29 protein-coding genes are annotated in these 26,719 nt (G+C 74.0%); 15 read left to right on the top strand and 14 right to left on the bottom strand.

Going from position 1 to position 26,719, the window contains the following annotated elements; genetic code table 11:
- The first annotated feature begins 42 nt into the window (after positions 1-42).
- The 3 genes from ABD954_RS17785 to cobJ are packed head-to-tail and all read left to right on the top strand — an operon-like array spanning position 43 to position 3,745.
- Positions 43-1,596, top strand: a complete 1,554-nt coding sequence (locus ABD954_RS17785) for a cobalamin biosynthesis protein CobG (protein ID WP_345487015.1) — start codon at positions 43-45, stop codon at positions 1,594-1,596.
- On the top strand, positions 1,593-2,246 hold the full coding sequence (locus ABD954_RS17780; RefSeq protein WP_345487014.1) for a precorrin-8X methylmutase: 654 nt from the start codon (positions 1,593-1,595) through the stop codon (positions 2,244-2,246). The genes ABD954_RS17785 and ABD954_RS17780 overlap by 4 nt, the downstream gene beginning before the upstream one ends.
- Positions 2,243-3,745 carry a precorrin-3B C(17)-methyltransferase gene (cobJ, locus tag ABD954_RS17775; protein WP_345487013.1) on the top strand — a complete coding sequence of 501 codons (1,503 nt, stop codon included), beginning with the start codon at positions 2,243-2,245 and terminating at the stop codon, positions 3,743-3,745. The genes ABD954_RS17780 and cobJ overlap by 4 nt, the downstream gene beginning before the upstream one ends.
- 21 nt (positions 3,746-3,766) lie before the next feature.
- Here cobJ and ABD954_RS17770 read toward each other — a convergent pair whose 3' ends face one another.
- From ABD954_RS17770 to ABD954_RS17750, 5 genes are all read right to left on the bottom strand, one after another.
- Positions 3,767-4,219, bottom strand: a complete 453-nt coding sequence (locus ABD954_RS17770) for a hypothetical protein (protein WP_345487012.1) — start codon at positions 4,217-4,219, stop codon at positions 3,767-3,769.
- Positions 4,220-4,301: 82 nt separating this feature from the next.
- Positions 4,302-5,936, bottom strand: a complete 1,635-nt coding sequence (locus tag ABD954_RS17765; protein WP_345487011.1) for an alpha/beta hydrolase — start codon at positions 5,934-5,936, stop codon at positions 4,302-4,304.
- Positions 5,937-5,942: 6 nt separating this feature from the next.
- On the bottom strand, positions 5,943-6,176 hold the full coding sequence (locus ABD954_RS17760; protein WP_345487010.1) for a hypothetical protein: 234 nt from the start codon (positions 6,174-6,176) through the stop codon (positions 5,943-5,945).
- A gap of 226 nt (positions 6,177-6,402) precedes the next feature.
- On the bottom strand, positions 6,403-7,983 hold the full coding sequence (locus tag ABD954_RS17755; protein ID WP_345487009.1) for a serine hydrolase: 1,581 nt from the start codon (positions 7,981-7,983) through the stop codon (positions 6,403-6,405).
- Entirely contained in the window at positions 7,980-8,759 is a 780-nt protein-coding gene (locus tag ABD954_RS17750; RefSeq protein ID WP_345487008.1) for a cobalt-precorrin-6A reductase, read from the bottom strand. The genes ABD954_RS17755 and ABD954_RS17750 overlap by 4 nt, the downstream gene beginning before the upstream one ends.
- A 21-nt stretch (positions 8,760-8,780) precedes the next feature.
- Between ABD954_RS17750 and ABD954_RS17745 the strand changes: the two genes are divergently transcribed.
- Positions 8,781-9,896 carry a cobalt-precorrin-5B (C(1))-methyltransferase gene (locus tag ABD954_RS17745; RefSeq protein WP_345487007.1) on the top strand — a complete coding sequence of 372 codons (1,116 nt, stop codon included), beginning with the start codon at positions 8,781-8,783 and terminating at the stop codon, positions 9,894-9,896.
- 306 nt (positions 9,897-10,202) lie between these two features.
- Entirely contained in the window at positions 10,203-10,754 is a 552-nt protein-coding gene (locus ABD954_RS17740; protein ID WP_345487006.1) for a GNAT family N-acetyltransferase, read from the top strand.
- On the opposite strand, the gene ABD954_RS17735 is transcribed toward ABD954_RS17740, so the two are convergent.
- A complete protein-coding gene (locus tag ABD954_RS17735) occupies positions 10,744-11,433 on the bottom strand; it encodes a hypothetical protein (RefSeq protein WP_345487005.1) in 690 nt (229 codons plus the stop codon). The genes ABD954_RS17740 and ABD954_RS17735 overlap by 11 nt on opposite strands.
- A 110-nt stretch (positions 11,434-11,543) precedes the next feature.
- Between ABD954_RS17735 and ABD954_RS33635 the strand changes: the two genes are divergently transcribed.
- On the top strand, positions 11,544-11,618 hold the full coding sequence (locus ABD954_RS33635; RefSeq protein ID WP_099895366.1) for a 50S ribosomal protein bL37: 75 nt from the start codon (positions 11,544-11,546) through the stop codon (positions 11,616-11,618).
- 30 nt (positions 11,619-11,648) lie between these two features.
- On the opposite strand, the gene cobM is transcribed toward ABD954_RS33635, so the two are convergent.
- The 3 genes from cobM to ABD954_RS17720 all read right to left on the bottom strand — a co-directional run bounded on the left by cobM (position 11,649) and on the right by ABD954_RS17720 (position 14,051).
- Positions 11,649-12,398, bottom strand: a complete 750-nt coding sequence (cobM, locus tag ABD954_RS17730) for a precorrin-4 C(11)-methyltransferase (RefSeq protein ID WP_345487004.1) — start codon at positions 12,396-12,398, stop codon at positions 11,649-11,651.
- Positions 12,395-13,618 (bottom strand): precorrin-6y C5,15-methyltransferase (decarboxylating) subunit CbiE, encoded by a 1,224-nt coding sequence (gene cbiE, locus ABD954_RS17725; RefSeq protein ID WP_345492256.1) that lies wholly within the window; start codon positions 13,616-13,618, stop codon positions 12,395-12,397. The genes cobM and cbiE overlap by 4 nt, the downstream gene beginning before the upstream one ends.
- 292 nt (positions 13,619-13,910) lie before the next feature.
- Positions 13,911-14,051, bottom strand: a complete 141-nt coding sequence (locus ABD954_RS17720; protein WP_345487003.1) for a DUF6126 family protein — start codon at positions 14,049-14,051, stop codon at positions 13,911-13,913.
- Positions 14,052-14,150: 99 nt separating this feature from the next.
- Here ABD954_RS17720 and ABD954_RS17715 point away from each other — a divergent pair, with 99 nt between their 5' ends.
- Genes ABD954_RS17715 through ABD954_RS17705 form a run of 3 tightly spaced genes read left to right on the top strand, consistent with a single transcriptional unit; the run spans position 14,151 to position 16,371 of the window.
- Positions 14,151-15,266, top strand: coding sequence for an LLM class flavin-dependent oxidoreductase (locus ABD954_RS17715; protein WP_345487002.1), 1,116 nt, complete (start codon positions 14,151-14,153; stop codon positions 15,264-15,266).
- Between the two features lie 5 nt (positions 15,267-15,271).
- Positions 15,272-15,895: an FMN reductase gene (locus tag ABD954_RS17710; RefSeq protein WP_345487001.1), complete on the top strand. Its 624-nt coding sequence runs from the start codon at positions 15,272-15,274 to the stop codon at positions 15,893-15,895.
- A gap of 38 nt (positions 15,896-15,933) precedes the next feature.
- Positions 15,934-16,371 (top strand): universal stress protein, encoded by a 438-nt coding sequence (locus tag ABD954_RS17705; RefSeq protein WP_345487000.1) that lies wholly within the window; start codon positions 15,934-15,936, stop codon positions 16,369-16,371.
- 195 nt (positions 16,372-16,566) lie between these two features.
- On the opposite strand, the gene ABD954_RS17700 is transcribed toward ABD954_RS17705, so the two are convergent.
- Positions 16,567-17,433 carry an ABC transporter permease gene (locus ABD954_RS17700; RefSeq protein ID WP_345486999.1) on the bottom strand — a complete coding sequence of 289 codons (867 nt, stop codon included), beginning with the start codon at positions 17,431-17,433 and terminating at the stop codon, positions 16,567-16,569.
- Positions 17,430-18,431: an ATP-binding cassette domain-containing protein gene (locus ABD954_RS17695; RefSeq protein WP_345486998.1), complete on the bottom strand. Its 1,002-nt coding sequence runs from the start codon at positions 18,429-18,431 to the stop codon at positions 17,430-17,432. Before ABD954_RS17695 ends, ABD954_RS17700 begins: the two co-directional genes overlap by 4 nt.
- A 330-nt stretch (positions 18,432-18,761) precedes the next feature.
- Here ABD954_RS17695 and ABD954_RS17690 point away from each other — a divergent pair, with 330 nt between their 5' ends.
- Positions 18,762-19,343: a hypothetical protein gene (locus ABD954_RS17690; RefSeq protein ID WP_345486997.1), complete on the top strand. Its 582-nt coding sequence runs from the start codon at positions 18,762-18,764 to the stop codon at positions 19,341-19,343.
- Here ABD954_RS17690 and ABD954_RS17685 read toward each other — a convergent pair.
- The 3 genes from ABD954_RS17685 to ABD954_RS17675 all read right to left on the bottom strand — a co-directional run bounded on the left by ABD954_RS17685 (position 19,301) and on the right by ABD954_RS17675 (position 20,998).
- Complete coding sequence (locus tag ABD954_RS17685; RefSeq protein ID WP_345486996.1) at positions 19,301-19,762, bottom strand: hypothetical protein; 462 nt, start codon at positions 19,760-19,762, stop codon at positions 19,301-19,303. The genes ABD954_RS17690 and ABD954_RS17685 overlap by 43 nt on opposite strands.
- 72 nt (positions 19,763-19,834) lie before the next feature.
- Positions 19,835-20,278, bottom strand: a complete 444-nt coding sequence (locus tag ABD954_RS17680) for a RidA family protein (RefSeq protein WP_345486995.1) — start codon at positions 20,276-20,278, stop codon at positions 19,835-19,837.
- A 219-nt stretch (positions 20,279-20,497) separates the two neighbouring features.
- Positions 20,498-20,998, bottom strand: a complete 501-nt coding sequence (locus ABD954_RS17675; RefSeq protein WP_345492254.1) for an RrF2 family transcriptional regulator — start codon at positions 20,996-20,998, stop codon at positions 20,498-20,500.
- A 110-nt stretch (positions 20,999-21,108) separates the two neighbouring features.
- Here ABD954_RS17675 and ABD954_RS17670 point away from each other — a divergent pair, with 110 nt between their 5' ends.
- From ABD954_RS17670 to ABD954_RS17650, 5 genes are all read left to right on the top strand, one after another.
- Positions 21,109-21,543, top strand: coding sequence for a DUF7144 family membrane protein (locus ABD954_RS17670; protein ID WP_345486994.1), 435 nt, complete (start codon positions 21,109-21,111; stop codon positions 21,541-21,543).
- The gene (locus ABD954_RS17665) at positions 21,540-21,980 is read left to right on the top strand and encodes a hypothetical protein (RefSeq protein ID WP_345486993.1); all 441 of its coding nucleotides are present in this window, start codon (positions 21,540-21,542) and stop codon (positions 21,978-21,980) included. The genes ABD954_RS17670 and ABD954_RS17665 overlap by 4 nt, the downstream gene beginning before the upstream one ends.
- A 49-nt stretch (positions 21,981-22,029) precedes the next feature.
- The gene (locus ABD954_RS17660) at positions 22,030-22,266 is read left to right on the top strand and encodes a DUF2630 family protein (RefSeq protein WP_345486992.1); all 237 of its coding nucleotides are present in this window, start codon (positions 22,030-22,032) and stop codon (positions 22,264-22,266) included.
- Positions 22,267-22,540: 274 nt separating this feature from the next.
- Positions 22,541-24,898: an FUSC family protein gene (locus ABD954_RS17655; protein ID WP_345486991.1), complete on the top strand. Its 2,358-nt coding sequence runs from the start codon at positions 22,541-22,543 to the stop codon at positions 24,896-24,898.
- A gap of 231 nt (positions 24,899-25,129) precedes the next feature.
- Positions 25,130-26,629 (top strand): APC family permease, encoded by a 1,500-nt coding sequence (locus tag ABD954_RS17650; RefSeq protein WP_345486990.1) that lies wholly within the window; start codon positions 25,130-25,132, stop codon positions 26,627-26,629.
- The last annotated feature ends 90 nt before the right edge of the window (positions 26,630-26,719 follow it).

Raw genomic sequence — 26,719 nt, 5'->3', positions numbered from 1 at the left:
CACCCGGTGGTCGGCCGGTTTCCCGTGGGTATGCTCGCCGCCATGCCGCCCACCCCACCCTCGACGCCCGAACCGGGCGAAGCTCGCATACGGGACCGTGGCGACGCCTGCCCGGGGGCGCTGCGCCTGCACCCGGCCGACGACGGCCACCTGGCCCGACTGCGGCTCCCGGGAGGACGCCTGACGGTACGTCAGGCACGGGTGCTGGCCGCGGCGGCGGAGGCCCTGGGCGACGGGCGGATCAGCATCACCTCGCGCGGGAACGCCGAGCTGCGGGGCCTCGCCGACGACTGCGGCAGCCGCCTCGCCGCCCTCCTCGACGACGCGGGCCTGCTGCCCTCCCCCAGCCACGAACGCGTCCGCAACATCGTCGCCTCCCCGGCCGCCGGCCTCGACGGACTCGGCCACGGAGCGGCCCAGTTGTGGACCCGCGAGCTGGACTCCCTGCTCTGCGCGCAGCCCTGGACGGCGGCGCTTTCCGGCCGTTTCCTCTTCGTCCTGGACGACGGCCCGGGGGACGTGGCGGGGCTCGGCGGGGATGTGACCTTGATCGCAGTGGAGGCGGCCGGAGCACCCGGGGCACTGCTGCACGTCGGGGGGCAGGGCTTCCTGGTCGCGGGCGAGGACGCGGCGCGCGCCGCGCTCGCCGGGGCGGAGGCGTTCCTGGCGGCGGCGCGGGCGGCCGGGAACGGGGCCTGGCGGGTGCGGGAGCTGCCCCCGGGCACGGCGCTCGACGTGGCCGGCGCTCTCGCGCGCGCCGGCATCGAGGCCCGGCCCGTACCGGATGCGACGCTCCCACAGGGCGAACCGCCCGTGCCGGGAGTCCTCGGCGCGAACGGCCTGTACGTCCTCGCCCCCCTCGGCCGCCTCACCGCCACCCAGCTGCGCGCCCTGGCCGACGGGGCGGAGGAGCTGCGGCTCACGCCGTGGCGGGGGGTGGTCGTCGTGGACGGGGCGGAAGGGGGGCAGGGCGGTCACGAGCGCGCCGCCCGGTCCGCTGCACCACGCACGGGGGGCGGCCCGGACCAGGTCGCCGAGCCACCTGCTGCGCCCCGCGCCGGGGGCGGCCCGGGCCCGGACCAGGTCGCCGAGCCCCGCACCGGGCACGGCCCGGACCAGGTCGCCGAGCCCCGCACCGGGCACGGCCCGGACCAGACCGCCGAACCATCTGCCACACCCCGCGCCGGGGGCGGCCAGGACCAGGCCACCGAGCCCCGCACCGGGCACGGCCCCGACCGGGCCACCGAGCCATCCGGCGGCCCCGCCCCTGGCACGTACGCCCCGCAGGACCGGCTCGGCCGGCTCGCCGCGCTCGGGCTGGTCGCGTCCGCCGCCGCGCCCCTCGCCGGGGTCAGCGCCTGCACCGGGCGGCCCGGGTGCGGCAAGGCCCTGGCGGACGTCCGGGCGGACGCCGGGCGGGCGCCGGCCGGAGGGCTGCCCGTGCACTACTCGGGGTGCGAGCGCCGCTGCGGGCACCCGCACGGCGCCTGGGTCGACGTCCTCGCCGTCGGCGACGACCGCTACCTGGTGGACGGCGCCCCCACCCCCCGTACCTCCCTGACCGACGCAGTCGCCACTGCCCGCACCACGAGATGAGCGAGAGCAACAGGATGTTCGAGTACGAGAAGGACGGCGCGGAGATCTACCGCCGCTCCTTTGCCACGATCCGCGCCGAGGCGGACCTCGCGGGCCTGCCCGCCGACGTCGCCCAAGTCGCGGTGCGGATGATCCACGCCTGCGGCATGACCGACCTCGTCAAGGACGTCGCCCACTCCCCCGCTGTCGTGACCGCCGCCCGCGCCGCGCTGCGCGCCGGCGCGCCCATCCTGTGCGACGCGCAGATGGTCGCCAGCGGCGTCACCCGCAAGCGGCTGCCCGCCGACAACGACGTGCTGTGCGCCCTGTCCGACCCGGCCGTGCCCGCCCTCGCCGCCGAACTCGGCACCACCCGCTCGGCCGCGGCCCTGGAGCTGTGGCGGGACCGTCTGGAGGGCTCCGTGGTCGCCATCGGCAACGCGCCGACCGCGCTGTTCCACCTCCTGGAGATGATTGCGAAGGGTGCGGGCAAGCCCGCGGCCGTCCTCGGGATACCGGTCGGGTTCATCGGCGCGGCCGAATCGAAGGACGCCCTCGCCGAGAACACCCTCGGCCTCGAGTACCTCGTCGTCCGGGGCAGGCGCGGCGGCAGCGCGATGACCGCCGCCGCCATCAACGCGATAGCGCACGAAGCGGAGATCCAGGCATGAGCGGCACCACCACCGGCAGGCTCTACGGCGTCGGGCTCGGCCCCGGCGACCCGAACCTCATGACCGTGGCCGCCGTGAAGGCCATCGCCGAGGCCGATGTGATCGCGTACCACTCGGCCCGCCACGGCCGTTCCATCGCCCGGTCCATCGCCGCGGAGCACATCCGCGAGGACCACATCGAGGAGCGGCTGATGTACCCGCTCACCGTGGAGACCACCGACCACCCCGGCGGCTACCGGGGCGCGCTCGACGACTTCTACGAGGAAGCCTCGGCTCGGCTGGCCGCCCACCTCGACGCCGGGCGCACCGTCGCCGTGCTCGCCGAGGGCGACCCGCTCTTCTACGGCTCGTACCAGCACATGCACAAGCGGCTCGCGGACCGCTACGACACGACCGTCATCCCCGGTGTGACGTCGGTCAGCGCCGCCGCGGCCCGGCTCGGGCAGCCGCTGTGCGAGGCCGAGGAAGTGCTCACGATCATTCCCGGCACGCTGCCGGAGGACGAGCTGACCGCCCGGCTCGCCGCCACCGACTCGGCGGTCGTGATGAAGCTCGGCCGCACCTTCCCGACCGTGCGGCGCGCCCTGGAGCGGGCGGGACGCCTGGAGGACGCGCGGTACGTGGAGCGGGCGTTCATGCCGGGCGAGCGGACGGACGCGCTGGCCGACGTGGACCCGTCGACGGTGCCGTACTTCTCCGTGGCCGTGCTGCCCTCCCGCATCGACGCCGTCGCCCCGGAGTCCCGGGAGGCCGTCGGCGAGGTCGTGGTGGTCGGCACCGGACCGGCCGGGGCGCCCTGGCTGACCCCGGAGTCGCGCGGCGCGCTCGTCAACGCCGACGACCTCGTCGGCTACACCACCTACCTGGACCGGGTCCCGGTGCTGCGGGCCGGCCAGCGGCGGCACGGTTCCGACAACAAGGTGGAGTCGGAGCGGGCCGAGTTCGCCCTCGACCTGGCCCGACGCGGGCGGCGGGTCGCCGTCGTGTCGGGCGGCGACCCGGGCGTGTTCGCCATGGCCACGGCCGTCCTGGAGGTGGCGTCGGAGGAGCGGTACGCCGACGTGCCCGTACGGGTCCTGCCGGGCGTGACCGCCGCGAACGCGGCCGCCGCCGCCGCGGGCGCCCCCCTCGGCCACGACTACGCCACCATCTCGCTCTCGGACCGGCTCAAGCCCTGGGAGGTCATCGCCACCCGCGTGCGCGCCGCCGCCGAGGCCGACCTGGTCCTCGCCATCTACAACCCGGGCTCGCGCTCCCGCACCCACCAGGTGGCCGCCGCCCGCGACCTCCTCCTGGAGGTCCGCTCCCCCGACACCCCGGTGGTCGTCGCCCGCGATGTCGGCGGCCCCGAGCAGTCGGTCCGGGTCCTCACCCTGAAGACCCTGGACCCGGCCGAGGTCGACATGCGCACCCTGCTCCTCATCGGCTCCTCCCAGACCCGCGTCACGGAGCGCGCCGACGGCCGGACGATCGCCTGGACACCGCGGCGGTACGGCTGACCGCGCCGCGGGAGACGCCCGTCAGAACTCCTGCTGCTCGACCCCGGGCGGCAGGAGGCAGGGGGTATGGACGATGAGAGTGATCAGCTCGTCGTCCAGGTCCCCGGCGCTGACGAAGAAGCGCTCCTTCGGCTGCTTGGCGTCCACGAGATTCGCGGGGTCCATCGTCGGATCGGATCGATAGCCGACGATCTCGAAGCCACGTTTCTCGAGCTCTGCCTTGATCGCGCGGATGCCGGCCGCCTGCCGAGCCCGGGGCAGCTTCGCACGGGCGTCGTACATCAAGACGAACCGTCCGTCGTCGGCCGACTCACCGTTCTTCCCCGAACAGTCGTGGAAATTCGCCTGCCGGTCCGCCGGGATGATCTCCGCCTCCGCGGTCCGGGCCATGGACTCGGTCCAGTGCTCGGCCCATGCCTCGGCCTCCGCCTTGCTCATTCGGGGAAGCGGATCGTTCTTGCCGTCGCTGGACACACAGCCTCCCAGAAGCAGGGCGAGAGTCGGTACAAGGGCGAGCGAGGCCCTGCGAATCGTGGGCATGGGCCCGGCACTCCTCCTAGTCATGGGCGAGGGGCGTTCTCGGCTGCTTGTCGGCGATGATGCGCCCTTGGTTGTTCAGGCTCTCGCTGCCGTCGTCCCAGTAGCCACTGTGCCCGCTGGTGTCGACGTACATCCGCCGGCCTCCGAACTCAGGTTCCTTCGGATCGGCGCCGAGGGTCCTGTCGGCCGTCCAGTTCACGACGCCGTCGTCCGGCGCCGCGCCAGCCCAGAGCCGCGACGGGGAGACGTGAAGTTGGTCCGCCCGGTCCACGTTCAGGCCCGGACTGCCGACGACGATCATGTCGTCCGTGTCCAGGCCACGGCCGCCTGCGTCCCCCGTACCCACCATCGTGGACCCGTAGCTGTGCCCGATGACGGTCATGTGGGTGCGCTCCCCCTGGTGGGCGGCGCGCAGCCCGTGCGTGAAGTCACGCAGGGTCTCCGCGTCGTCCTCAGCCCGGCCCGGCGTGGCGATGCCGAGGTTGAGATAGAGATCGGCCGGCCTGGACGGATCCACATCCGCCTCTGGCGCGTCATAGTCGAGCCAACTGATGACAGCGATGTCCTCCTCCCGTCTTCTGTTCCAGGCACCCGCCGCTTCCTGCAACTTCTCCGCCCGGCTGATCTGGTCCCCGAAGTTGTCGAGCTGGTTGCTCGTCCCCGCCACCGAGACGGCCGTGTGCCGGGCCGTGTCCGGGTTGCCGACCGAGACGATCGCGCGGCCGTCCTCCCTCGTGTCGAAGCCCAGGAGGTAGAGCTGCTTGTGCGCGGGCGCGGTGTCGGACCTGTCCAGGCGGTCTTTCAGGGCGGTCAGGCTCCGGTAGCTGTACCGGTCGTGCCATCCGAGGCTGCCCTCGCGCAGTGCGTAGTCGTTGAGCCGGAGGTCGAGTGCCGTCCTGTTCGCCTGGTCCCTGGCGACGGCCGGCAGCCCGTCCAACGCACCCACCTCCGCCGGGAAGGCGGCCAGGTAGAGCCGCTGCTTCTCGTCTCCCAGGCCAGCCCACCAGTCGGCGGTCCGCCGGGGGTCCGTCCCGTCGGGGAGGTCCTTCACGTCGATGCCCGCGAAGACCGCGACGCGTGCGGCGTCCTCACGCGCGTGAGCCCCGCCGTACCGCTTGTCGAGGTCGAACGGGTCGATCTGGCGCAGGATCGCCGCCGCTTCGGTACTCGCCCTGGTCGCTTCGTCCACGGCCTCGTCGATACGGGCCCGAAAGCCTCCGAGCCCCGCATTGGCCCGCTGTTGGACGGCCTGGTAGTCGGGGTCGTTGTGGTACGCCGGGTCCGCGGCCTGCTTCCCCTCGACCCAGCCGTCGTCCCGCACCCGGTGACCGGCGGCCTCCGCGTCGGCCACCGCCGCCCGGAGCTTGCGCTGGGCCGCCATCATCTTGGTGCCCAACGCGTCCAGGGTCGTGGAGATCAACTGGACGTTGGTCCGTGCCGTGCCCAGTTTGCTCTCCGTCGCCTCCATGGCACCGAAGCCGTAGGTGGCGCTGACGCCTGTCCAGCCGGCCTTGTGCAGCGGCCCGGTGACGCGCCTGCCGCTGCCCGTCTGCGTCTTGCCCAACACGTCGGCGAGTTTCTTCCAGGAGGCCACGGCACTGTCGAGGTCCGCGAAGTCCTGCTTCATGAGCTGGGCGAAGTTCTCCGGCACGCCGGGTCACCAGCCCCGGAAGCAGGCCAGCACGTCCTGCTCCATGATGTCGCGTCCGGCCGCGAGGTGCCGCAGGCCCTCCGCGTGCGCGGCGAGGTCGTCTCCCAGGCCGCTGAGTGCCGGTCCCCAGCCTTCGCCGGTCGCCGCCATGCGCGGTCCGACCGTCCACGCGCTGAACGCCGTCGCCGCGGCCGCCAGGTCCCTCAACGCCTTGCGCAACGGCTCTCTCAGGTCCGTCACCAAGGTGTCGGCGGCGCCGGCCGAGGCCCGTAACTCCCCCGGCGAGATATCGAGATCCCACCCCATGTGTACCCCCGTGCACACTCGCTCTTCAACGGCAGAGGGAGACTAGCGGGAATCTTCCCCGCGTGAACGTCAGCAAAGCGAAGACCTACGATTTCCAGCCAGAGTTCGGGAAGGGTCTCCTCCACCACGTTCGCGATCGCACTCCCAGGGCGTCTCCCCGCTACCCCGCGCCGTTACGGGTGAACGTTCCCAGCCCCTCGTGGTTCAGGTACTCCACCGTGAAGGACCTGCCGTCCGGGGTGAAGGTGACGCCCGTGCGGCCGACGGCGTTCTCGCCGGTGGTCTCGAAGCTGAAGGTGTCGCCGGCGTAGTGCGTCAGGCGGTACGTCCGGGGCTGCGGTCCCAGGCGGAGGGCGAGGGCGCCGTCCTGGGCGGTGACGACCTGGGCGCGGCCGTAGTAGGCGTTGTCGAAGGTGCCGGTGTAGGTGGCGGCGGGCTTCGCGGGCGGGGCGTCGCGCGGCGGGCGGGCGTAGTCGGTCTTCGACCGGGCTTCGTCCGCCTGCTGCTGGTAGACCGCGTCCACAAGGGGGATCCAGTCGCGGCTGATCTCGCCGGTCTGAGCGATGTCGAAGAAGTCGAGGGCGACGGCGTCGGCGACGCCGACCGGCGAGGCGTTGGTGAGCACGACGATGCCGAGCTGTTCCCCGGGCAGCATCGTGACGTTGGTGTGCGCGCCCTCGGCGAACGCTCCGGTGTGCGAGAGCCTGAGCCTGCCCTCGTCGTCGTAACTCACGTTCCAGCCCAGGCCGTAGAAGCCGGTGTGCCCGGCCGGGGCGCGGGGCGGGCTGGCGACCGACTCGGGCCAGTGGGTGCGCACCAGGGCCTCGGCGTCGATGACCTTCCGGCCGTCGAGGGTGCCGTTCGCGAGCTGCAGCCGCAGCCAGGTCGCCATGTCGCGGGCGGTGGAGCTGACGCCTCCGGCCGGGGACTGGGCGTCGGGGTCGCGCACGAACCGCGCCTGCCAGGCGCCGCCGGCCCTGACGTGTCCCCAGGCCCGGTCGGCGGACTTCTCGAAGTCCTCGAAGCGGGAGCTCGTGGAGTCCATGCCGGCCGGCGCGTACAGGACGTCCTCGGCGAGCTTCTCCCAGGGCACGCCCTTCTCCTCGGCGACGGCCTCGGCGGCCGCCGTCAGGCCGAAGTTGGTGTAGGCGTAGCTCGCGCGGAACGGCGTCAGCGGCTCGTGGCGCAGGTGGGACAGGATGTACGCCCGGTCGTAGCCGAGGTCCTCCAGCAGGTCCCCGGCGTGGTCGGGAAGGCCGCTGCGGTGCGCGAACAGGTCGGCGACCGTCACGTGGGAGGTGACCCACGGGTCCTTGAGGCGGAAGTCGGGGAGGTGCGGCGCGACCGGTTTCTCCCAGCCCTTCGTGCCGACCGCGCCGGACACGACGGTCGAGGCGATCGGCTTGGAGACCGACGCGAGCTGGAAGACGGTGTCGGCGTCGACGGCGGCCTTCTCACCGGCCTTGCGCACCCCGTACCCCTTGAGGTGGAGCACCTTCCCGTCGTGCACGACGGCCACGGCCACGCCGGGCACGCCGGTGCGTTTCATGGCCGCCTGGACGACCCCGTCGAGCCGGTCGACGGCCCGCCGGACCTCCGCGTCGTCGAGCTCGGGCGGCGGCTGTGCCGGTGGCGGCGTGGGTCCGGGGGTGGTGGCGGCCGGAGGGGCGGGGGGCGCGGCCGCCGTGACGCCGAGCAGCGCCGTCAGTCCCGCCGCGGCAAGCCATCGAACGGTCCTCATTCCTCCATTGAACGGCCCCCGGCCGTGCCTGTCGCGCGCAGCCAGTCCGCCGCCTCCCGCGGGGTCGCGGCCGTCGGCACGCCCTCCGGTACGGGCGGTCGGCGGACGATCACGACCGGGATGCCGGCCTCGCGGGCGGCGGCGAGCTTGGGCGCGGTGGCGGCGGCGCCACTGTCCTTCGTCACCAGGACGTCGAGGCGGTGGCGTGCGATCAGTTCCCGCTCTCCCTCCAGGGTGAACGGCCCCCGGTCCAGGAGGACTTCGGTCCGGGCCGGCATCGGCGGCTCGGGCGCGTCCACGGAGCGGACCAGGAACCACTCGGGTCGCCCGGCGAAGGCCGCGAGGCCCATCCGGCCGGTGGTGAGGAAGACCCGGTCGACGGGGCCGCCGAGGCGGTCGAGGGCAGCCGCCGCCTCGTCGAGGGACGCCACCTCGTGCCAGTCGTCGCCCTCGACCGGGACCCAGCCGGGGCGGCGCAGCGCCAGCAGGGGAACATGGGCGGTGGCGGCCGCCCGGGCCGCGTTGAAACTGATCCGCTCCGCGAAGGGATGGGTGGCGTCGATGACCGCGTCCACGGCGTGCTCCCGCAGCCACGCGGCGAGCCCGTCCGCCCCGCCGAAGCCGCCGATCCGCACCTCGCCCACCGGCAGCCGGGGCACGGCCACCCGCCCGGCGAGCGAGCTGGTCACCCGCAGCCCGGGGCGCGGCGGCCCGGAGTGCAGCAGCCCGGCCAGGGAGCGGGCCTCGGTCGTCCCGCCGAGGATGAGTACGTGCATGGGAATCCTGGGAGTCCGTTCATGAGTTCCGGCGGGCGTGCGGCCCAACTCAAGCACACCGGTCTGCGGCCCGGCTGGACGACCGGTGCCTGCGCGACGGCGGCGACGACCGCCGCGTACACGGCGCTGCTCACCGGAGAGTTCCCCGACCCGGTGACGATCACCCTGCCCAAGGGCCAGACGCCGGCGTTCGCGCTCGCGGCGGAGCACCTGGGGCCGGACGCGGCCATGGCCGCCGTCGTGAAGGACGCGGGCGACGACCCGGACGTCACGCACGGGGCGCTGATCCGCTCGACGGTACGGCTCCTGCCGGCCGGCTCCGGTGTGGTGTTCCGGGCCGGCGAGGGCGTGGGCACGGTCACCCTGCCGGGGCTGCCGCTTGAGGTGGGCGAGCCGGCGATCAACCCCGTGCCCCGGCAGCTGATGCGCGCGCACGTGGCGGAGGTCGCGGCGGCGCACGGCGGCACGGGCGACGTGGAGGTCACGATCTCCGTCGACGACGGCGCCGAGATCGCCCGCTCCACCTGGAACCCGCGGATCGGCATCCTCGGCGGCCTGTCCATCCTCGGCACCACCGGCGTCGTCGTGCCCTACTCGTGCTCCGCCTGGATCGACTCCATCCGCCGCGGGGTCGACGTGGCCCGCGCCGGCGGCCTCACCCACGTCGCCGGCTGCACCGGTTCCACCTCCGAACGGACGGTGACCGAGCTGTACGACCTGCCGGAGATCGCGCTGCTCGACATGGGCGACTTCGCGGGCGCCGTCCTCAAGTACGTCCGCCGCCATCCCGTGGACCGGCTCACGATCTGCGGCGGCTTCGCGAAGCTGTCCAAGCTGGCCGCCGGCCACCTGGACCTGCATTCCGCCCGCTCCCAGGTCGACAAGACCTTCCTCGCCGAGCTGGCCCGCACGGGCGGCGCGTCCGAGTCCCTGGCCCAGGAGATCGCCGACGCCAACACGGGCCTGGCCGCCCTCCGCCTCTGCGAGGCCGCCGGGGTCCCCCTGGGCGACCTGGTCGCCGCCCGCGCCCGTGACGAGGCCCTGGCGGTGCTGCGGGGGGCGCCGGTGTCCGTGGACGTGGTGTGCATCGACCGGGCGGGGGCCGTGGTGGGACGCTCGGCGGTGGCGGGGCCGTAGGGACGACGGGCGGGGCCGGGCCCGCCGGGGCCGGGGCTGCCGGGTCGGGGCAGGGCCGGCCTGTCGGGCGGGGCAGGGCCTGTCGGGGCCGGGGCTGCCGAGTCGGGGCAGGGCCGGCCTGTCGGGCGGGGCAGGGCCTGTCGGGCGGGGCGGGGCCGGGCGAGACCAGGGGCGCACCGTGAAGCACCGGGCCGGAACGGGCGGCTCCTGCCGGGCCGGGGCCGGGGCCGTAGGAACACCGGACCGGCCCGGACCGGCCCGTAAAAGCGCACGACAAGCCGGCCGTCCCGCCCCCACAATCGTCCGATGGCCGACTTCTCCCACAAGCCCACCCTCACCGGCGACCGCGTCGTGCTGCGCCCCGTCACCGAGGACGACGTCCCCGCGCTGCTGCCGATGTTCCAGGACCCCGAGATCGCCCGCCTGACCGGCTGCCACACCGACTTCGACGAGTCCGGGCTGCGCCGGTGGTACGGATCGCGGGGCGACCAGAACGACCGGCTCGACCTCGCGGTCGTGGAACGGGCCACGGGGCGGGTGGTGGGCGAGGCGGTGCTCAACGAGTGGGACCCCGACAACGAGAGCTGCGCCTTCCGGATCTGCTTCGCCCCGGCCGGCATCGGCCGCGGGCTCGGCACGGAGGCCACCCGGCTGATCGTCGGCCACGCCTTCGAGGCCGTCGGCCTCCACCGCGTCTGGCTGGAGGTCTACGCCTTCAACCCGCGCGCCCGCCGCGCCTACGAGAAGGCCGGCTTCCGCACGGAGGGCACCCTGCGGGGCGCGCTGCTGTGGGAGGGCCAGCGGGTGGACGCGACGGTGATGGCGGTGCTGGCGCCGGAGTGGGGCGTCACCGCGTGAGCGTCGGGTAGCCGATCTCCGCCATGTCCTCGGCGAGGTCCGCGAGCTCCGCCTCCGGGTTGAGGGCGGCGACCACCGCCGCGGTCAGGGGGCGCAGGGCGAGGACGTGGCGGACGGCGTCGATGTCGACGTCCGTCTCGTGGTAGTCGGAGGCCCATTCCGCGTACGCCTGTGCCGAGCGGTCGACGAGCAGCTCGAAGACGTACGCGGCGCCGTCGGGATCGTCCCCGTCCCGGGCGGGGAAGTCGACGGTGCCGGTCCGCCACGCGGTGTCGGCGGCCTCGCGCCACAGGCAGCAGGTGACCGTGGGGGTGCCGTCCTCCGCGCAGAACGCGGGCTCCGTCACGTACGGCCGGAAGACCTCCGGTACGGAGTCGAGGACGCCGGGCCAGGGCGCGGGGGTGTCCGTGCGGGCCCACGGGCTCATCGGCGACTCGTGGTCGAAGCCCCGGGCGTAGGCCCCGGCGTCGGAGAACACGATCGCGTACTCGTCGCCCATGCCGTTCCGCATGGAAGCCATCTGCTCGCCCTCCTCCCCGTGCGCGTCGAAGGAGTAGTACCGGTCCTCCCACTCCGGGCTGAGCACCGCGTCCAGCATCGCGAGCCCACGGCAGTGGTCGCGCAGTTCCCCGATGCCCGGCAGCGCCCGGGCCACGTCGTAGACGGTCACGGGACCCATTGCAGCGCACGGCACCGACAGCCGACGTGCGGGGCCCGGGCGGCGCCCCTAGGCTCGGCAGGGCAACCCCCCGACGCAACCCCCGACGCATACGAAAGGGAGGAATCCCCATGGCGAAGCGCGGCAACAAGAAGCGGGCCCGTAAGAAGAAGAAGGCCAACCACGGCAAGCGGCCCAACGCCTGAGCACCCGGCCGCCCGCCGCCCGGGCACCGCTCAGCAGGTGTGGCGGTCCCGGGCCGGGTCGTAGAGGTGGCTGTCGCGGAACTCCGAGGCGGCCAGCGTGCGGCCCACGAGGATGACGGCGGTCTTGGTGATGCCGGCCGCCTTCACCTGGTCCGCGATGTCCTCCAGGGTGCCGCGCAGCACGACCTCGTCGGGCCGGCTGGCCATCGCGACGACGGCGGCCGGGCAGTCGGCGCCGTAGTGGGGGACCAGCTCGGAAACGATCCGGTCGGCGTAGCGGGCGCCGAGGTGGAGGACGAGCAGGGCGCCGCTGCGGCCGAGGGTGGCGAGGTCCTCGCCCTGCGGCATCGGCGTGGCCTGCTGGGCGATGCGGGTGAGGATGACGGTCTGGCCGACGGTCGGCACGGTCAGTTCCCGCTTGAGCGCGGCGGCGGCGGCCGCGAAGGCGGGCACGCCGGGCACGACCTCGTAGGGGATGCCGGCCGCGTCCAGGCGCCGCATCTGCTCGGCCATGGCGCTGAAGACGGACGGGTCGCCGGAGTGCAGCCGGGCCACGTCCTGACCGGCCTCGTGGGCCGCGGTGATCTCGGCGACGATCTGGTCGAGGTCCATCTTCGCCGTGTCGACCAGCCTGGCGTCCGGCGGGCACTCCGCGAGCAGCTCGCGCGGGACGAGGGAACCGGCGTAGAGGCAGACCCCGCACTTCGCCAAGGTCCGCGCGCCGCGCACGGTGATCAGGTCGGCCGCGCCGGGGCCCGCGCCGATGAAGTAGACGGTCATGCTTCCTCTTCCTTGATGACGGACCACTGCGTGACGGGCATGGCCTGGCGCCAGCCCGTGAAGCCGCCCACGGGCACGGCGGCGGCGACGGCGAGCCGGATCAGCTCGCCGCCGTGGCGCCGGTGGCGGGCGGCGAGCACGGCCTCGGACTCCAGGGTCACCGTGTTGGCGACGAGCCGGCCGCCGACCGGGAGCGCGTCCCAGCAGGCGTCGAGCAGGCCGGGGACGGTGAGTCCGCCGCCGATGAAGACCGCGTCGGGGGTCGGCAGACCCGCCAGCGCCTCGGGGGCGGCGCCCGTGACGACCTTCAGGCCCGGTACGCCGAGGGCGGCCGCGTTGCGGACGATACGGGCGGCCCGCTCGGGCGACTTCTCGACGGCGAAGGCCCGGCAGGCGCGGTGGGCCCGCATCCACTCGACGCCGATCGAGCCGGAGCCGCCGCCGACGTCCCAGAGCAGTTCGCCGGGGGCCGGCGCGAGGGCGGCGAGGGTGGCGGCGCGGACGTAGCGCTTGGTGAGCTGGCCGTCGTGCTCGTACGCCTCGTCGGGCAGGCCGGGAGTGGTGCCGAGCCGCAGGGTGTCCCGGTCGCGCACGCAGTCGAGGGCGAGGACGTGCAGGGCGTCGGTCCGCTCGTGGGGCCAGTGGGCGGCGGTGCCGTCGAGGATCCGCTCGCGCGGGCCGCCGAGCTGTTCGAGGACCCGGATCCGGGTGCCGCCCCAGCCGCGCTCGCGCAGCAGCGCGGCGACCCGTGCGGGCGAGTCGGGGCCCTCGCCGAGGAGCAGCAGGCGGCGGCCGTCGTGGAGGGCGGCCGTGAGCGCGTCCAGGGGCCGCGCGACCAGGGAGATCGTCTCGGTGGCCTCCAGGGGCCAGCCGAGCCGGGCGCAGGCGTACGAGACGGAGGACGGGTGCGGCTGCACGTGGAGGGCGGCGGGGCGGTCCGGCCCGAGGGCCTCGGTGAGGGTGCGGCCGATCCCGTAGAAGAAGGGGTCGCCGCTGGCGAGGACGGCGACGCGGCGGCCCGCGTGGGCGGCGAGCAGGCCGGGCACGGCGGGCCGCAGGGGGCTCGGCCAGGGGACGCGGGTGCCGGGGCAGTCGGCGGCGGGCAGCAGGTCGAGCTGGCGGGGGCCGCCGATCAGGACCTCGGCGGAGCGCAGGGTCCGGCGGGAGGTCTCGGGGAGTCCGTCCCAGCCGTCGGCACCGATCCCGACGACCGACACCACCGGGCCGGGCTGCCGCACGGGCTCGGGGCCCGAGGGGTCCCGCTGCTGCGGCGGCTCGGGCTGCTCCGAGGCACCCCGCTGCTGCGGCGGCTCGGGCTGCTGGACGGGCTCGGGCTGCTGGACGGGCTCCGCCGGCTCCGGCTCCGGCTCCTGCGACGGCTCCGGCTCCGGCTGCTGCACGGGCTCAGACGGCTCCGAGGGCTCCGAGGGCCCCGAGGGCTGCGGCTGCTCCGGTATCGCGGCGTTCACACCGGCCGACTCTACGGGAGGGCGGAAACGGGCCGCTCAGTGGCTACTTCTGGGCGTTCTGACCGACGTAGAAGAGCAGCCAGACGAAACCGGCGAAGGCGTGCGTCGCGAACACGTACACAAAGACGCGGAGCATCACGCCCCGCTCCTTCCAGCGCTCCGTGTCGTGCGGGTCTGCGGCCACGCACCCCAGCGTAGCGGGGCCGGGAATAGGGCTCGGGGGTGCGCCGTTGGACGAGATGATTTAAGCTTCAACCAATACAGCCCGCGAGAGGTGAGCACGATGCAGTTCGGGATCTTCACCGTCGGTGACGTGACGACCGACCCCACCACCGGCCGCACCCCCACCGAGCACGAGCGGATCAAGAACACCGTCGCCATCGCGCTCAAGGCCGAGGAGGTCGGCCTGGACGTCTTCGCCACCGGCGAGCACCACAACCCGCCGTTCGTGCCGTCCTCCCCCACCACCCTCCTCGGGCACATCGCGGCCCGCACGGAAAACCTGATCCTGTCCACGTCCACGACCCTCATCACCACCAACGACCCGGTGAAGATCGCCGAGGACTACGCGACCCTCCAGCACCTCGCCGACGGCCGGGTCGACCTGATGATGGGCCGCGGCAACACCGGCCCGGTCTACCCGTGGTTCGGACAGGACATCCGCCAGGGCATCCCGCTCGCCATCGAGAACTACGCGCTCCTCCACAGGCTGTGGAGGGAGGACGTGGTGGACTGGGAAGGGAAGTTCCGCACCGCCCTCCAGGGCTTCACCGCCACCCCGCGCCCGCTCGACGGCGTCCCGCCGTTCGTCTGGCACGGCTCCATCCGCTCCCCGGAGATCGCCGAGCAGGCCGCGTACTACGGCGACGGCTTCTTCGCCAACCACATCTTCTGGCCCAAGCAGCACACCGAGAAGATGGTCCGCCTCTACCGCCAGCGGTACGCGCACTACGGCCACGGCACCCCCGAGCAGGCGATCGTCGGCCTCGGCGGCCAGGTCTTCATGCGCAAGAACTCCCAGGACGCCGTACGGGAGTTCCGCCCGTACTTCGACAACGCGCCCGTCTACGGCCACGGCCCCTCCCTGGAGGAGTTCAGCCGCGAGACCCCGCTGACCGTCGGCTCGCCGCAGGAGGTCATCGAGCGCACCCTGTCCTTCCGGGAGTACGTCGGCGACTACCAGCGCCAGCTCTTCCTGATCGACCACGCGGGCCTGCCGCTGAAGACCGTCCTGGAGCAGCTGGACCTGCTCGGCGAGGAGGTCGTCCCAGTGCTGCGCAAGGAGTTCGCGAACCTGCGGCCGGCCGGTGTTCCGGACACCGCCCCGCTGCACCCCGCCGTCCTGAAGAACGCCACGGAGAACACCGTGACGGACGCCGTGAAGAAGCAGGAGGTCTGACCACCATGCGCACCCTCAGACTGGTCGCCGTCTCGGCCGGACTCAGCAGCCCCTCCTCCACCCGGCTGCTCGCCGACCGCCTGCTGCAGGCCGCCCGGTACCGGCTCGCCGAGCAGGAGTACGCGGTCGACGTCGAGGTCGTCGAACTGCGCGACCTGGCCGTCGACATCGCCAAGAACCTCGTCACCGGCTTCCCCTCCGAAAAGCTCCGGCAGGCCGTCGACGCGGTCACCGGCGCGGACGGGGTCATCGCGGTGACCCCGGTCTTCACGGCCTCGTACAGCGGCCTGTTCAAGTCCTTCTTCGACCTGGTCGACCCGACCGCGCTCACCGGCACGCCCGTCCTGGTCGGCGCGACCGGCGGCACCGCCCGCCACTCGCTCGTGCTCGACCACGCCCTGCGGCCGCTCTTCGCCTACCTGCGGGCCGTCGTCGCACCGACCGCCGTCTACGCCGCGTCCGAGGACTGGGGCTCCGGCGGCGACGAGTACACCGAGGGCCTGCCGGCCCGGATCACCCGGGCGGGGAACGAGTTCGCGGACATGGTCGCCGCCCGGCCGGGCAGAAGGGCCGAAGAGGAAGAAATCGTCCCGTTCGAGCAGCAGTTGGCCGATCTGCGACTGGATTGACCTGAGGCTTCCCGGGCGGCGGAACGGAGGTCCGTGTGATGAGCGGCAGAATCGTGGTGGGCGTGGACGGATCGGAGCCGTCCCTGAAGGCGCTGCGGTGGGCGGCCGGGCAGTCGGCGCTCACCGGGAACTCGCTGCACGCGGTGATCAGCTGGGACTACCCGGCGTCCTGGGCCACGGCCATCCCGGGCGTGCCGCCCGGCTTCGACCCGGAACAGACCGCCAAGAAGATCCTGGACGAGTCCCTCGACAAGGCCCTCACCCCGGAACAGGCCGCCAGGGTCACCCGCACGGTGGTGGCCGGCAACCCGACCCAGACCCTGGTCGACCAGGCCGAGGGCGCGGAGCTCCTGGTCGTCGGCGACCGCGGCCACAGCGGCTTCAAGGCGGCCTTCCTGGGCTCCGTCTCGACGAACGTGGCCCAGCACGCGCCGTGCCCGGTGGTGGTGGTCCGGGGCACGTTCACGCAGCGGTAGCGCGCGTGGCGCTGGGCGGCACCCCGGTCGTGAAGGGGTGCCGCCCAGCTCCGCGCGAGGGCGAAAGGCGCCGCGCACCCTCCGCGCGGGGGCGAGAGGCGCCGCCCCGCCGCGCGGAGGGGAAAGGCGCCGCGCAGCTCCGCGCGGGGGCGAAAGGCTCCCGCCCCGCCGCGCCGCCGCGCCGCCGCGCCGGCGTCACTTGCGGTTGTACAGGCGCATCGTCACCGCACCGAAGACCACCACGAACAGCGCCGACCACCCCAGCGACCACGCGATGTCCGCCGCCGGCCAGTTGCCCGCCATCAGTTCCCTCACGGCCGTCGCCAGATGGGTCACCGGGCTGTTGTTGACGAAGGCCTGGAGCCAGCCGGGCATGGTCCTCGGGTCGACGAAGACGTTGGACAGGAAGGTCAGCGGGAAGATCACCATCATGCTGACGCCCATGACCGACTTCTCGCTGCGCAGCAGCAGTCCGAACATGGTCCAGATCCACGAGAACGCGAACGAGAAGACCAGCAGCAGCGCCACCCCGAGCAGCACGCCCGCGACGCCGCCGTCCGGGCGGTAGCCGATGACGATGCCGACCGTGAGCATCACGGCGGAGGCGATCAGATAGCGCACGACGTCGCCGAGCAGATAGCCCACCATGGGAGCCGGCCGCCAGATCGGCAGCGTGCGGAAGCGGTCGAAGACGCCCTTCTCGATGTCGGTGTTGACCGAGACCCCCGTGTACATCGTGATCATCACGACGCTCATCACGAGGATCCCCGGCAGCAGGAACTGGATGTACGCCGAGACCGAGCCGGCCAGCGCGCCCCCGAAGAGGTACGTGTACATCAGCACCATCATGATCGGGAACGCCGTCACGTCGAAGAGCTGCTCCGGCACGTGCTTGATCTTCAGCATGGCCCGCCAGCCGAAGGTCAGGGACGCGGAGAGCGCGCTGGGCCGCGGCGGCCGGGTGTGGCCCACCAGGAGGGCGGCGAGCTCCTCGGCCTTGGGGGCGACGAAGTCGAGGGCGTCGGTGTTCTGGGTGTCCTTGCCGGTGGTGACGGTGGTCATGCCGGCGTCTCCTTCGGGTCGTGGGCCGGCGTGCGGGCGGCGGGCGCGCGGTCCGTCAGGGCGAGGAAGACCTCGTCCAGACTGGGCTGGCCGAGCCCGAAGTCGTCGACCATGATCCCGGCCCGCGCGAGTTCGGTGAGCGCCCGCGCGGCCTGTTCGGCGGCGCCGAGGCCGGTCCCCCGGCCGTCGAGGGTGGCGGTCAGCGCGACCGGGTCCGGGTCGAGCTGGACGGTGGCGTCGAGGGCGGTGGTGAGGACGCGCTCGGCCTCCGCGCGCTGCTCGGGGTCCCGGAGCCGTACGCGCACGGAGCCCGAGCCCACGGACGCCTTCAGCTCGCCCTTGGTGCCCTCCGCGATGACCTTGCCGTGGTCGATGACGGCGATCCGGGAGGCCAGCTGGTCGGCCTCGTCCAGGTACTGGGTGGTGAGCAGGACCGTGGTGCCCTGGGCGACCACGGCGCGGACGATGTCCCAGACCTGGTTGCGGCTGCGCGGGTCGAGGCCGGTGGTCGGCTCGTCGAGGAACAGCAGGTCGGGCACGTTGAGGATGGACGCGGCGATGTCGATGCGGCGCCGCATGCCGCCGGAGTAGTTCTTCACCTGCCGGTCCGACGCCTCCGCGAGCCCGAACGCCTCGAGGAGCTGCGCGGACCGCTCCCGCGCGGCGGAGCGGCCGTGGCCGAGGAGCCGGCCGAGCAGGACCAGGTTCTCGGTGCCGGTGAGGTCCTCGTCGACGGAGGCATACTGGCCGGTGAGGCTGACCCGGCCGCGTACGGTGTCGGCGTCCTCGACGACGTCCTTGCCGAAGACGCGGGCGCGGCCGCCGTCGGGGCGCAGCAGGGTCGCGAGCATCTTGACGGCGGTGGTCTTGCCGGCGCCGTTGGGCCCGAGGACGCCGTAGACGGTGCCGGCCGGGACGCGCAGGTCGATGCCGTCGACGGCACGGTTGGTGCCGAAGACCTTGACCAGCCCTTCGGTCTCGATGGCGAGGTCGGTCATGCGCCTGTCCTCCTGGGGGCGGCGGTACGGCTCCGGGCGGGGCTCCGGGGTCTGGGGTCTGGGGCCTGCCGTGCCGGCAGCTGCGGGGCCGGGGCCTTGCGGGGCTGCGACCCTGCGGGGCCGGGGCCCGGGCCGTGGGGCGGCGGGTCGGGGCGGGGGTCCGCGGGCCCGTGCCGTGGGGCGGGGGCCCGGGAGTTCGGAGCCGCTTCAACCAGTTTCCGGCCAGGGAGCCGCTGGTGCCAGGGGACGAGGCCGGCTCCGTCGCGCGGCGGAGGCGGCCGGGCCTGCGGGCCGACGCGCCGCGGGGGAGCCGGGCGGCAGCCTGAGGCCATGGTGAAGATCAAGGCGCTTCCCGATGTACCGCGCTGGGCGGCGGTCGCCGCCCACGCCGTCCCGCTGGCCGTCCTGCCCTCCGGGCTGTGGCGGCTCGCGCTCGTCGCCGGGCTCCCGGTCACCCAGGACGCCGGCGACGGCACGACGGGCCTCGGCGAGTCCGTCTACGTCGTCTCGCTCAGCGTCGTCTCCGAGCTGCTCGCTTTCCTGACGCTGGGCCTCGTCCGCTCCTGGGGCGAGGTGTTCCCGCGCCGGCTGCCCTTCCTCGGCGGGCGGCGGGTGAACCCGGCCGCCGCGACCGGGGCCGCCCTCGCCGGAGCGGCGGGGCTGAGCGCGCTCGCGGCCTGGGGCGGGTACGCCGCATCCGCAGGACTCGGCCCGGGCGTCCCGGCCTCACCGGCGCAGGACGCCCTGCTCGTCGCCTGCTACGCGCCGCTGGCGGCCTGGCCGCCGCTGCTCGTGGCGGTGGCCCTCTCCTACCACCGGCGCCGGACCCGCGGCCGTGGTCCCGGCCGTGGCCGGGGTCCCGGCCGTGGTCAGTACGGGGCGGGGCGGCCGGCCGCGTCCTCGTGGGTGTAGAAGAGGTAGAAGGCGGCGGCGGAGACGGCCGCGGCGACCACGAGGCCGAGCACCGTCGCCGCGTAGACGCTGGCGTCGGAGAGGCTGAAGAGGAAGCCGATCGCGATGCCGGCCAGACCGCCCCAGGCGGCGGCGCGCAGCTCGCGCGGCAGGGCGCGGCCGTAGCGGCGGAGTCCGTGGACGGCGAGGGCGAGGACGAGGCCGCTGACGACGCCGAGCCAGAACTGTCCCCAGCTCGGTTCGCCACCGTGACGGACGACGGTGGGGGCGTACAGGCCGTAGACGATGCCGAGGGCGAGGGGCAGCCCCCAGCCGCGGCTGCTCAACCGCTGCTGTCCGGGCTGTCCCGACTGTCCGGGTTGTCCGCGTCCGTGCCGTCGGCGCTCTCTGCGGGCGGGTACCGCTGCGTGTGCGGCCATGGCGGAGGCTCCTTCCGGGCGCCTTTCCTGCACCCTCCAGAGCACACCCGCGCGGTACCCCCCGCAAGTGGATCAGCCGGCCGTGGCCGGTTCGCCCGCCGGCGTCGCGGGACGCACGGCGACCGCGTCGATCTCGAAGAGCATGCCGGGCAGGGCGAGGGAGGCGACACCGCTCAGGGTCTGGGCGGGCAGCCGCTCCCCGAAGGCGGCGTGCAGGGCCTTGCCGAGGACCTCCAGCTTGGCGAGGTCGTGGTCGACGACGTACGAACCGAGTCGGACGACGTGGGCGAGGCCGAGGCCCACGCCTTCCAGGGCCAGCCGGAGGTTCGCGAGGGCGAGCTCGACCTGGGCGGCGAAGTCGCCGGGGACCGGGGCGCCGGTGGCGTCGGAGGCGTACTGGCCCGCGATGAAGACGAGTTCACCGGGGGCGGAGGCGGCGTGGCTGTAGCCGAAGGGGGCGGGGTCGTGGAGGGTGGCGGGGTTGGTGAGGGTGCGCTGGTCGTGGTCGGCGTTCATGACGTTCTTCTCCGATCGGGACGTCCGGCACCCGGCACCCGGCACCCGGCGTCCTGCATCCGACGTCCTGCATCCGGAATGAAGGTCGGTCGTGACGGGCGGCGGCGGTGACTGGGGCTGGTGGCCGGGGTTGGTGGCCGGGGGTGGTGGCCGGCGGCGCGGGCGGCGGTGGGTGACCGGCGGCATGGCGGCTGGTGTGGACGGGCGGACGGTGGACGGTCAGGCGGTCGCGATCCAGCGGCGGATGCGGTCCGGGGCGCCCGGCGCCTGCCGTTCCGCCTCACGACGCACGTCCTCGAGGGTCCGGGCGGCGAGTTCGCGGCGCCAGGCCAGCTCGGCCCGGGCCATCGCGCCGGCGATGGCGCACTCGACGGCGGGCACCTCGACGCCTCCGCCCCCGCCCCCGCCGTCACCTGCCCCACCGCCGGGGCCCTGGGCGCGGATCTCGGTGCAGCGGAAGGCCTCCTCGGGACCCTCGATCGCCGTGACCACGTCCATCAGGGTGATGCGGTCCAGCGGGCGTGCCAGCCGGAAGCCGCCTCTGGGGCCGGAGACGGAGCCGAGGATGCCGGCCCGGACGAGGGCCTGGAGCTGCTTGTTCAGATAGGCGGCGGGCAGGTCGTGGTAGGCGGCGAGCCGGGCGGCCGTGACGGCTCGCTCCCCGCCGGTCCAGGCGAGGTTGAGGCAGCTGTGCAGTGCCCATTCCACGCCCTCGTTCATCCTCATATCCTGGATATTAGTTATCCAGGATATGAGGGGCAAGCCCCCTGTCTCACCCGAACGGCCCAGCAGAAGGTTCGTGCTCGAACGACCGCTCCGACGATGAGGCCATGAGCCAGAACACGACCCACGACCCGACCCGGGACAAGACGACGGCGCGCAGCGGGTGGGCCGCCGGAGGAACCCTCTTCGCCGGCGTCCTCATGCTGGTCACCGGGGCCATGGACATCCTCCAGGGCATCGCGGGCATCGCCGAGGACGACATCTACGCCCGCGTCGGCGACTACGTCTACGAGTTCGACCTGACGACCTGGGGCTGGATCCACCTCTGCCTCGGCGTCGTCGTCGCCATCGCCGGCTACGGCATCCTCACCGGCGCCGAGTGGGGCCGGGTCGCCGGCATCGCCCTCGCCTCGCTGAACGTCGTCGCCCAGTTCCTGTTCCTGCCCTACCAGCCGTGGTGGGCGCTGTTCTCCATGGCGGTGTCCGTCTTCGTCATCTGGGCGCTGGCCGTGGACGACTCCTACGGCAGGGCACGCCCGTGAAGCGCGCCCGGACCGCCCTCGCCGTCCTGGCCGGGCCGGCCGTCCTGGCCGCGTTCGCCCTGACCGGCTGCGACCAGGCGCAGGAAAAGGCCGGCGAGATCGTCTCCTCCGCCACGGGAGCGGTCGCCTCGGCGGCCGAGGAGAAGATGAACCAGGTCAAGGACGGCGTGAACGCCACCGGCGACGTCAAGGCCGGGCCCACGTCCACGGACGGCGACCGGACGGTCGCCGAGGTCACCGCCACCAACCCCAAGGACAAGAACGCCGACTACACGATCCGGGTCGACTTCCGCGACGACCGGGGCAACCTGCTCGACACCGTCGTCCTGAACGTGGGCGGGGTCGCGCCCGGCGCGTCCAAGACCGCGACCGCCCGCAGCAACCGGTCCCTCTCCGGCGCCACCAAGGCGGAGATCGCGCAGGCCCTGCGGCACTGACGGCTCCCCCGACCTGCACGGCGCGCGGAGATCGGCCACGCTGGAGGACATGGACAACGACGAGATCCTCGAGAACATCGGCGCGCTCGTCGAGGAGGAACGCGCCCTGCGGCAGCGCACCGGCGGCCTCCTGGACGAGGAACGCACCCGCCTCGCCGAGCTGGAGGTCCAGCTCGACCAGTGCTGGGACCTGCTGCGCCAGCGCCGCGCCAAGGCCGAGTTCGGCGAGGACCCGGACACGGCGGCCATCCGCCCCGCGGCGGAGGTGGAGGGCTACCGCAGCTGACCGCACCGGCACGCCTTCCCCCGGGGCCGGGCCGGCACCTCCTCGGCTCGAGCCCGTGCGGTCCGTCGTGCCACGCCGTAGGGGGCATTCGTCCCGCTGGGGATCCCCCACGGCGGGACGAACGCCCACCACGGGGGCGAGCAGAGGCACCGCAACCCGGGGCGCGGCGCGCCGACGGCCTGCGCGGAGGCACCGCAACCCGGCGCGCGGCACGCCAACGGCCTGCGCGGAGGCACCGCCCTCCTTCCTCCGCCCCCTCCCCTACCGTGACCCCATGGCGAACCCCGCACGGCTGTCCCCCCTCTCGCCCCCCGCCTGGCTCACCGCCGGGCTACGGCCGCAGCCCACGCCCATTCCCCGGGCCGCCGTCGTGCGCGCGTCCGTCGCGCTGGGGGCGCCGCTCGCCGTGGGGCTGGCGGCCGGGCAGCCGGCGTACGGGGCGCTGGTGTCGATGGGCGCGCTCTCCGGCGTCATCGGGGACACCGCCGACGCGTACCGGATGCGGATCTTCAACATCGCCGTGCCCCAGCTCTTCGGCGCCCTCGGCGTCACCCTCGGCACGCTCGTCCACGGCCAGGGCTGGCCCGCCGTCGCCGCGCTCACCCTCGTCGCGCTCGTGTCGGGGATGATCTCCTCGATCGGCGCCGTGGCCTCCGTCTCGGGTCTGCTCCTCCTCCTGAACGCCGTCGTCGGCGCGGGCCTGCCGATGCCCGGCCCCTGGTGGAAGGCGCCCCTCCTGCTCACCCTCGGCGGCGGCGTCGTCCTGGTGCTCACCCTGCTGGGCTGGCCCCTGCGCGGCGGGCAGCCGGAGCGCAGGGCGGTCGCCGGCACCTACCGGGCGCTGGCCGAGCTGTTCGAGGCCGCCGGCACCGACGCGTACGACGAGAAACGGCAGGCCGTCACCGCCTCGCTCAACCAGTCGTACGACCTCGTCCTCGCCCGCCGCGCCCGCCAGCACGGCCGGGCACCCACCCTCGTACGGCTGCTCGCCCAGCTCAACGTGCTGATCCCGCTCCTGGAGGCCGCGCCCGCCGCCCACTTCGCGGCCCGCCGCTTCCACCGGACGCTGCCGCCGGAGATCCCCGCCGCCGTGCGCACGCTGGCCGACGCCGTCGAGGAGAGCCGCACCGGCACCCCGGAGCTGTCCCTCCCCGAGGCCCGCCGCCCGTCGGAGAAGGCCGTCGACGAGGCCCTGCGGTACGCGGCGACCGTCGTGCACGAGGCGGAGCCGAGGCCGTACAACGTCGACGACCGGCTCGGTCGGCCCGCCGCCCTGCGGGTACGGGTGCGCCGCGCCACCCGGAACGTGCTGCTGTCCGGGGCGTCCTGGCGCTACGGCCTGCGGCTCGCCCTGTGCATCGGCCTCTCCCAGGCCCTCGTGTCGCTGATCGCCGTGCCCCGCTCCTACTGGGTCGCGCTCACCGTCACCTTCGTCCTGAAGCCCGACTTCGGCTCGGTGTTCTCCCGCGCGGTGCTCCGCGCGTTCGGCACCGCCGCGGGGCTCCTGGTGGCCGCTCCGCTGCTCGCCGCCGTGCCGCGCGGGTGGTGGGACGTGCCGGTGATGCTGGTGCTCGCCGCGCTGATCCCCGCGTTCTCGGCGAAGGGGTACGCCTTCCAGACCGCGGCCATCACCCCGGTGATCCTGCTCCTGTCCGACCTGCTCAACCACCAGGGCTTCCACTTGGTCCTGCCGCGCCTGTACGACTCGCTGATCGGCTGTGCCATCGCGCTGGTCGCCGGGTACCTGCTGTGGCCGGAGTCCTGGCACACCCGGGTCGCGGACCGGCTCGCCGACGCGGTCGCTGATACCGCCGCGTACGTCCGCCTGGCCTTCGGGCCGGGCGGGGACGAGGAGAGCGCCGCGCGGGGCACGGGCGCACCGGGAGGCACAGGCGGAACGGGCGGAACGGGCGGAACGGGCGCGCCGGGCGAGGCGGGCGGAACGGGGGTGCCGGGAGACACAGGCGTAACGGACGTGCCGGGCGAGGCGCGCGGCACGGGGGTGCCGGGCGAGGCGCGCGGCACGGGTGATCAGGCCGCCCGGCACCGGGCCCGCCGCAAGCTGTACCGCGACATGTCGACCGTGCGGTCGGAGTTCCAGCGCGCCCTGACCGAGCCGCCGCCCGCAGGTGACCTGGCCGCGGCCTGGTGGCCGCTCGCCATCGCCGTCGAGCGGATCGTGGACGCGACGACCGCCGCCCGGATCCGCGTCGACCACGGCGCCCCGCCCCCCGACCCGGCCGAGGTCGACGCCGTGGAACGGCAGCTGCGGGAGCTCGCCGAGGGACTGCGGTCCAGCGACGTCCTGGTGGAGGTGCGGGCGGACCTCGGCGGCGACGAGGACGGCGTCCTCGCCGCCCTGCGCCAGGAGGTACGGGCGGCCCGCGCCATCGCGACCCCCGGCGAGGACCGGACCCGCGCCCGCGACCGGGACTCGGCAGGCGCAGGGGACCGGGCCGGGGCAGGGGACCGGGACCGGGCCCGGGCAGGGAACGGGGACCGGGCAGAGGACCTGGTTGGGGAGCGGGACGGGGGCCAGGTCGAGGACCGCGACCAGGGCCGGGGCCCGCTCCGCGACCGCGACCGGCGCCGGGCCCCGAGCCCGGCCCCGGACCGGTCGTCCGAGCCGTAAACCTCGCCAAAGGGGCGTACCGGAGCCCTTACCGGCGGTTGCGGAATCCAACCCTCCCACCGCCGTTACCGGATCCCACGCGTACGACTACGATGCGCACGAATTCACCGTGATTCCGGTCCCTCCCAGGCCGCAAGCGACCTGGTGGCACGGTGACTTCGCCCTGCGCCGCCCCTCCCCCCACCGCCACGGACCGCCCCTCCTCCTCCCCCCGCCCCCGAGGACACCGCCATGCGCACTACCCCCGGCAGAGCATCCGGCAGGACCCCCGGCAGAGGTCTCCAGCCCAATGCCCTCGGCACCTTCGACACCATCGTGATGGCCGTGGCGGGCAGCGCTCCCGCGTACTCGCTCGCCGCCACCACCGCCGTCCTCGCCGGCGCGGTCGGACTCGCCGGGCCCGCGGCCCTGCTGTACTGCGCGATACCGATGCTCGGCATCGTCCTCGCCTACGCCCGCCTCGGCCGGATCGACGTCAACGCGGGCGCCGGATACTCCTGGGTGGGCCGCACCCTCCACCCCTTCCTCGGCTTCCTGTCCGGCTGGGCGCTGGTCTTCGCCGCCACCGTCTTCATGGTGGCGGGATCGCTGCCGGCCGGCTCCCTCACGCTCTCCCTCTTCGCCCCCGAACTCGCCGGGAACACCGCGCTGGCCTGCGCCGTCGGCGCCGGCTGGTTCCTGATGATGCTGCTGGTCGTCCTCGGCGGCGCCCGCCTCACCGTACGGGCCCAACTGCTCATGACCGGCGTCGAGATGCTGATCCTGGTGGTCTTCGTCCTCGCCGCGCTGCTGCACCGCGGCCACGCCACCGCCTTCGACTGGTCGTGGTTCGGCCTCGGCCACTTCGGCGGCACGTCCGGCTTCGCGTCCGGTGCACTGATCGCCGCCTTCTACTACTGGGGCTGGGACGTCACCAGCAACCTCAGCGAGGAGACCCGCGACAGCCGCCGCACCGCCGGCCTCGCCGCACTCGTCGGCATCGGCGTGGTCTTCCTGCTCTTCGAGGCGTTCACCGTCGCCGTCAACGTGCTGCTGACGGCGGAGCAGATCGAACGCGGCGGCGCGAACGTGCTCGCCGTCCTCGGGCAGGAGATCTGGCCGGGGGTCGGCGGCAAGCTGCTGGTCCTGGCCGTCCTCCTGTCGACCGTCGCCACCCTGGAGACCACCCTCATCCAGGTCACCCGCTCCCTGTTCGCGATGGGCCGCGACCGCACCCTGCCGGCCGCCCTCGGCACCGTCCACCGCCGCTGGAACACCCCGTGGGTGGCCGTCGCGGCCGTCGGTGCCGCCGCCCTCGTCATGTTCGCGGCCGCGGCCGCCGCCGGCTCGATCGAGCAGGTCCTCGGCGACGCGGTCAGCGCGATCGGGCTCCAGATCGCGTTCTACTACGCCCTCGCGGGGATCGCCGCCGTCGTCGCGTACAAGGGGCTGCTGCTGTCCTCGGTACGGGACTTCGTCCTCGGCGGGGTGTGGCCGGTGCTGGGCTCGGCGTTCATGATGTGGGCGTTCGTCGAGTCGCTCGGCGAACTGTCCACGGCGTCCCTCGCGATCGGCCTGGGCGGGCTCGCCGCCGGCGTCGTACCGATGCTCGTGTACTGGCGGAAGGGCAGCGCCTACTACCGTCCGGCCCGGCTCGACGCCTCCCGGGCGCTGGCCGCCGCGGAGACCTTCGCCTCGCCGGACTCGCCGCGCGCGCGTCGGGTCGACGAGTCACTGGCGACCGACTTCTGACGGCCCCCGCCGCACCACGGCACCGTGCTCCACCACGCCGCATGACCGCCCCACCGGCCCCCATCGCACCACACGCATCACCGCATCACC

The sequence above is a fragment of the Streptomyces roseoviridis genome (assembly GCF_039535235.1).
GTDB lineage: Bacteria > Actinomycetota > Actinomycetes > Streptomycetales > Streptomycetaceae > Streptomyces > Streptomyces roseoviridis.
This window is presented reverse-complemented; position numbering and strand designations above follow the sequence as displayed.